The 5,832-nt window shown below is 63.7% G+C and carries 4 protein-coding genes; 3 read left to right on the top strand and 1 reads right to left on the bottom strand.

What is annotated here, in order from left to right; all coding sequences use genetic code 11:
- The 3 genes from VEK15_31490 to VEK15_31480 all read left to right on the top strand — a co-directional run.
- A partial coding sequence (locus tag VEK15_31490) for a biotin-dependent carboxyltransferase family protein (protein ID HXV65261.1) occupies nucleotides 1-1,068 on the top strand: 1,068 nt, incomplete at its 5' end.
- A 60-nt stretch (nucleotides 1,069-1,128) separates the two neighbouring features.
- Nucleotides 1,129-3,558: an ABC transporter permease gene (locus VEK15_31485; GenBank protein ID HXV65260.1), complete on the top strand. Its 2,430-nt coding sequence runs from the start codon at nucleotides 1,129-1,131 to the stop codon at nucleotides 3,556-3,558.
- 106 nt (nucleotides 3,559-3,664) lie between these two features.
- Nucleotides 3,665-4,222 (top strand): hypothetical protein, encoded by a 558-nt coding sequence (locus tag VEK15_31480; protein HXV65259.1) that lies wholly within the window; start codon nucleotides 3,665-3,667, stop codon nucleotides 4,220-4,222.
- A gap of 134 nt (nucleotides 4,223-4,356) precedes the next feature.
- Here the strand turns inward: VEK15_31480 and VEK15_31475 are convergent, their stop codons facing one another.
- Nucleotides 4,357-5,715, bottom strand: coding sequence for an alkaline phosphatase D family protein (locus tag VEK15_31475; protein ID HXV65258.1), 1,359 nt, complete (start codon nucleotides 5,713-5,715; stop codon nucleotides 4,357-4,359).
- Nucleotides 5,716-5,832 lie beyond the last annotated feature (117 nt).

Raw genomic sequence — 5,832 nt, 5'->3', positions numbered from 1 at the left:
GGTCGTGCCGAGCACCGAACGCTCTTCGATTTGAACACCGATCCGCCGAGCTTCTTCGTATCCGGCGACCGGGTTCGATTCGTGCCCGTGGATGCGTTGCCCGAGCTCGTCGGAGCGGAACCCAATCGAGCCCGAGCCGCTGCGTCGTCACGTGTCTCTGCCGTGGTAGAGGACGGGGGCCTTCTGACGACGATTCAAGATCTGGGTCGATTCGGCTACCAACGCTACGGGGTTCCGGTTGCCGGAGCCATGGATGCGACCGCTCTGCGTGCGGCCAACCAACTGGTGGGGAACGACCCGGGCGCGGCGGCGCTCGAATGCACCGTCGACGGCCCTCGCCTGCGCTTCGAGGAGACCGCCGTCGTCGCCATCGCGGGCGCCGACCTCGCAGCCGTTGTCGAGCGCTCTGATCTCGGCTCTTGGCGGGTGCCTCCGTGGAGCTCGTTCCTAGTCCGGCCGGGGAATACCCTCCGCTTCGAGGGTCGCCGAACCGGGGCCCGCACGTATATCGCGTTCGCCGGAGGCATCGATGTGCCCGTGGTGCTCGGGTCGCGGTCGACGTACCTCACCGGCGGTTTCGGGGGCTACGAAGGGCGGCCACTTCGGGCCGGGGATCGCCTCGGCGCCGGGCCTATCGGTAGGCGCGTCGCCCCGGGCTCGAGGCTCGCGGCACCCCCCGCACCCTTCGAAGCGCTGCTCCGAGTGATCCTCGGGCCGCAGCAGGATCACTTTACCGATGAGGCGATCGAGACCCTGGCGGGTGCGACCTACACGGTCGGTGCGGCCTCGGATCGGATGGGCTACCGGCTCGAGGGACCGATGCTCCGTCACGCGGGACCGAAGGAGATCGTTTCCGACGGAATGGTCCTGGGGGCCATCCAGGTACCTCCGAATGGACTTCCCATCGTCATGATGGCCGATCGCGCCACGACCGGAGGCTATCCGAAGATCGCCACGGTGACCAGCGCCGATATTGCCCAGCTCGCCCAGCTCGTTCCCGGTGACCGCGTACGGTTCGCACCGGTGGCACTCGACGAAGCCCGAGCTCAGTCGATGGCGAGGCCATAGAACAGACGAGCAACCTTCTCCCGTCCTCGCGCGTCTCAATGGCAGAAACGAGGTGCATCGATGACGTCTCTGCTTTACGAGGCCCGTCAAACGGTCCGTGCCATGGGCAAGCAGCCATTGTTCACCGCGGTCGCGGTCGTGACCCTCGGACTGGGAATCGGGGCGAATACGGCGATATTCAGCGTCGTCGACACCGTTCTCCTCGACCGGGTTCCCTACCCCGTAGAGGAGCCGGAAGACGTCATGGTCCTGACCGAGAAGAGCCGTTCCTGGGACGCCATGAGCGTCGCCTACCCGAACTTCAAGGATTGGCAGCGTTTGAACCGCTCCTTCGAATCGATGGTCGGATTCCGGGACACGCGCTTCAACCTGGTCGGGTTGGACGAGCCCCTCCGCCTCTCGGTCACGCGGATCTCGCATGGCTACTTCGACATTCTCGGAGTGACGCCTGCTCTCGGGAGACTCTTCGACGAGTCCGAGGACGAGCCCGGTGCTCCCGCGGTCCTGGTCCTCAATCACGAGCTCTGGCGAGACCGATTCGGGGAGGATCCTCGGGTGGTGGGTCGGGTCGTCCAACTCGATGAAGCTTCTTACACGATTATCGGTGTTCTGCCCGAGGACTTCGAGGTTTCTTCCCGCGAGCGGGCGTTCACCACTCTCGAGCCCTGGGCGGCGGTGAACGAGAGCGCGCAAGACCGCGGCAATCACCAGGGGATCTACGTTCTCGCGCGGACTCGCCAGGGCGTCTCTTTCGAGGAAGCCCGCTCGGAAATGGAGACCATCGCCCGGCAGCTCGAGGAGGAGTACCCGAACACCAATTCCGGGGTCGGCATCACGATGAAGCGGCTCTCCGACCACCGGGTGGAAGACTACCGGACGACGCTCTGGACTCTCCTCGGCGCGGTGAGCCTCGTGCTCCTCATCGCCTGTGCCAACGTGGCCAACTTGCTTCTTGCGCGAGCGGTCAGCCGCAAGCGGGTGACCGCGATCCAGGCGGCTCTCGGTGCAAGCCGCGTCCGGCTCGTCCGTCAGGGATTGGTCGATGGACTCCTGCTCGCCGTCGCGGGTGGCGCCTTCGGAGGGTGCCTCGCCTTCGGGGGGCTCCACCTCATCAAAGGGCTTCTTCCGGCGGACCTTCCCCGGATCGATCGGATCGCTCTCGACTCTCAGGTGCTCGCCTATGCCCTCGGCCTCTCCGTTCTCACGGGTCTTCTCTTCGGCTCGTTCCCCGCCTGGTTTTCGTCACGAGCGAGACCCAGTGATCCCCTCAAGGAAGGAAGCCGGGACACCGGCGGCGGGGCCGCGGGTCGAGGACTCCTGGTCGCGGAAGTCGCCCTCGCCACGATGCTCCTCATCGGGGCCTCTCTCCTCATCCGCAGCGTCTATGAGCTCACTCGAGTCGACCCCGGCTTCCGCCCGGATCACCTGCTGACGATGAACGTCGGCGTTCCCTACTCGCGCTACGACGGTGAAACACGCATCTCCTTCCTTCGCCAGATGGACGAGGAGCTGCGAAGCCTTCCCGGTGTTCGTTCGGCCACAGTCGGTCTCGTCCTCCCCATGATGGGCTCGAGCTGGAGCTCGATCTTCGTCGTGGACGATCGCCCGACTCCGGAGAGGAGCGAGCTCCCGAGCTCCTTGTTTACCCCCGTCGCTTCCGGCTACTTCGAGACATTCGAGATTCCCTTGGTTCGCGGAAGGCTGTTCGAGGCCACGGACGCCGCCGATTCGCCCGAAGTGATCGTGATCAACGAGACACTGGCGAGCCGACTCTGGCCCGGGCAAGACCCGATCGGAAAGCGCCTGAAGCAGGGCTGGCCCGAGAGTACGGGTCCCTTCAACCCCTGGCGAGAGATCGTCGGCGTGGTGGGGGACGTCAAGCAGTTCGGCCTCGGAGAGGAGGTTCGAATGCAGACCTACATCCCTCTTGGCCAGACGGGAAGCGGGATGTGGGACGTACAGATCGCGCTCCGGACGGATACGGATCCGTTGACTCTCGTCGAGACCGTGAAGCGGGGGCTCTCTCGGATGGATCCAACCCTTCCCGTCTACGACGTTGAGACGATGGAAGCGGCGATCTCGGACTCGGTCGCTCCTCGGCGCTTCACGATGATCCTGCTCGGGCTGTTCGCCGCGCTCGCGCTCGTGCTCGCCGCCGTGGGACTCTACGGGGTTATCGCTTATTCGGTCGCGAGGAGGACGCGGGAAATTGGGCTCCGCATGTCGGTCGGAGCGGATCGTGGCAACGTGTTTCGCCTCGTCGTCCGCCAGGGAATGGGCTGGTCGACTCTTGGTGCTTTGATCGGGGTCGCGGGGGCCGCCGGAGCTAGCCAGCTACTCTCGAGCTCGCTGTTCGGTGTGAGCGCCCGGGATCCCCTCACGTTCCTCTTCGTTCCGGTCGTTCTTCTGGTCGTTGCCTTCGTCGCCTCCGCGGTGCCCGCGCTCGGTGCGAGCCGTATCGACCCCATCCGGGCTCTGCGCTACGAATGATCGCGAGCGGGGGAATGAGCGCCGCAGCGATTCGATGCTCTTGTCCGACCTTTCCAGGAGAATCGACCGCACTTGACGGGAACGTTCGTTTGGGGAAAATGGGCGCATGGTGTTAGAGCTTGTTTTCATTCTGCTACTGACAACAGTGCAGCAGGCAGACTTTACCGGGACCTGGGAGAGGAATCCGAAGCTCAGCCAGGACCCATTCCAGAAAATCGAGCGAGCGCTCGGAAGTGGGCAGTCCTCGGGCGCGGGGGGCCGCCAGTTCGACGTTTATAGCCGTACGGGGCTCCTCCGAGACGTGGATCGGGTGACACTTCGGAGAATGCTTCTCGATTTCGCCGAGGTTCTGGATCGGGTCCAGGTCGAGCATGGAAACGGCGAGCTGAAAGTGTGGGTGGGAAACGACGACTACTTCGGCCTCTTCTACCTGGATGGTGAGCCGCACTCGCGAGAGCTCCAGGAGGGAGTTCTCCTGGAAGCAACCGCGAGCTGGAACGGTGACAGCATAAGCGTCGTCCAGAAAGGCGAAGCGGGTGGACTGATTCGCGAAATCTACTCCCTTCTCGATGGAGGTAAGCAGCTCGCCGTAGTCTTTCAGCTCGAGCACAAAGCCTCGGAGACACCGGTGATGTTTCGAACCGTTTACGACCGAGTCGAGTAGCGCTCGTTCGCCGCGGTATTGTCACGACCGGCAGGTTCCTTTCGCGGCGAGCCCGAGGAGCATGACTAGCTGTTCATGCTTCGGAAATCGTCTTCCCGAGCACCTTCGCACCGAGTCAGCGACCAGCGGTCCGGTCAATCCGATGGCTGACAACCGCTATCGACGCAGCGAATCTGAAGCCGCATGCCCTTTAGAATCGCGCCACGTTCGTTTCGGCCGGTGAACGTCACCTCGAGCACCTCGCCATCGTCCTCGACCTGGACATGGCCAAACTGCTGGATGGGAACGAGGCCGAAGGCGATTCTGCGGCCCGCCCTGCCGTGGCTGTACGGACCACCTTTGTGCCGGGCATAACGGTCGAGGGGTGCCGCGTGGAAGACGGGGAACGCGCGCTCGCCCGGCGGGGCATCGGTCGCGAAGTTCGAGTTCGTGCCGTCGTCGATGGCGACCATGTGGCCGTCGCCGCTCAGCATGATCATGCGATTCGCCATTCCCGCATCACGAATTCGGTTGGCGATGTATCGCCGCTCCCAATCGTAACGTCCCCATCCGTGGCCGCTCCCAGGCTCCGCAATCCACGGAACGACATTGACCCACGCGACGAGCGCGTAGCGGTCTCTGGCGCTTTCGATCTCACTGAGGAGCCACTCGCGTTGCGCCGCGCCGAGCATGGTTTTGTCGGGACCGTCGGGGTCGCCGTCCGGTACGCGATTCGAGCGGACGTCGGTCATGAGGAATCGAATGCGTCCCACGGTAAATGCCTGGTGCAAATCACGGGGCAGCTCGTCGTCGCGCTCGAGTGGGTAGTGGGGCACGTACTCGTCGTACGTCGCGAGCGCGGCGGGCCTCCCGGGATGCGTACGATCCGAGTCGTTCGGCCCGTAGTCGTGATCGTCCCATACGTAAGCGATGGGGGTGGAGCGATAGAGGGAAGATTGACGATCCGAAGCGAGCACCTTTTCGAAAGCGGCACGGTACCGGGCGGGATCATTTTCTCGGATGTTCTCGTAGTGAAAGTCCCCCATGTGAAGCATAAACAATGGGGCGAGAGACTCCATCGCCTCGAAGATGGCGTGGTTCGAGCCCGTTCGGGCACACGAACCGAGCACGAACAAGAACGACATCGGCCCCTCGGAGAAGGTGCGGAACCGACCGCTCAGAAACGTCGATCCGCCAACCCGTAAGCTATAGTCGAATTTGGTTTTGGGCGATAACCCGTGGACGTTGAAGGTCGCCACTCCGTTCGCGCTGATGGTACTCGCCGGGATCTCCCTTTCGTCGAGGCGAAGGCGCGGCTCACCGGCAGCTGGATCGACCTTGGCTTTGACGACGGCGGTGGTCTCGGTAACGGCCCCCGACCATACCCACTGGACGGGTTCCCGTGCTCGCACACCGGCGCACGCGGGGCTCAGTGGTGTGAGCGCGAGAATGGTATAGAGAAGTCGTATGGGATAACCGCTACCCGGGCCCCAATCGAGTGCGGATTCACCCATCTCAGTCACTTCTCCGAGGCGTTCAATAAGGCCTCAAAGGACCACTCTCGGCGACACTTGGACGCTCGCCATCGTCTGGGACGTACATCTGGAAAGGGAAACGCTCGTGAGCGCAGC

The sequence above is a fragment of the Vicinamibacteria bacterium genome, from assembly GCA_035620555.1.
Taxonomy (GTDB): domain Bacteria; phylum Acidobacteriota; class Vicinamibacteria; order Marinacidobacterales; family SMYC01; genus DASPGQ01.
Note: the sequence above shows the minus strand (reverse complement) of the source record. Positions and strands in the feature narration are given on the sequence as shown.

Excerpts from the sequence above, each read along its gene's own strand:
- VEK15_31480 (HXV65259.1), top strand. The coding sequence starts at position 3,665 with ATGGTGTTAGAGCTTGTTTTCATTCTGCTACTGACAACAGTGCAGCAG.
- VEK15_31475 (HXV65258.1), bottom strand. The coding sequence starts at position 5,715 with ATGGGTGAATCCGCACTCGATTGGGGCCCGGGTAGCGGTTATCCCATA.
- VEK15_31485 (HXV65260.1), top strand. The coding sequence starts at position 1,129 with ATGACGTCTCTGCTTTACGAGGCCCGTCAAACGGTCCGTGCCATGGGC.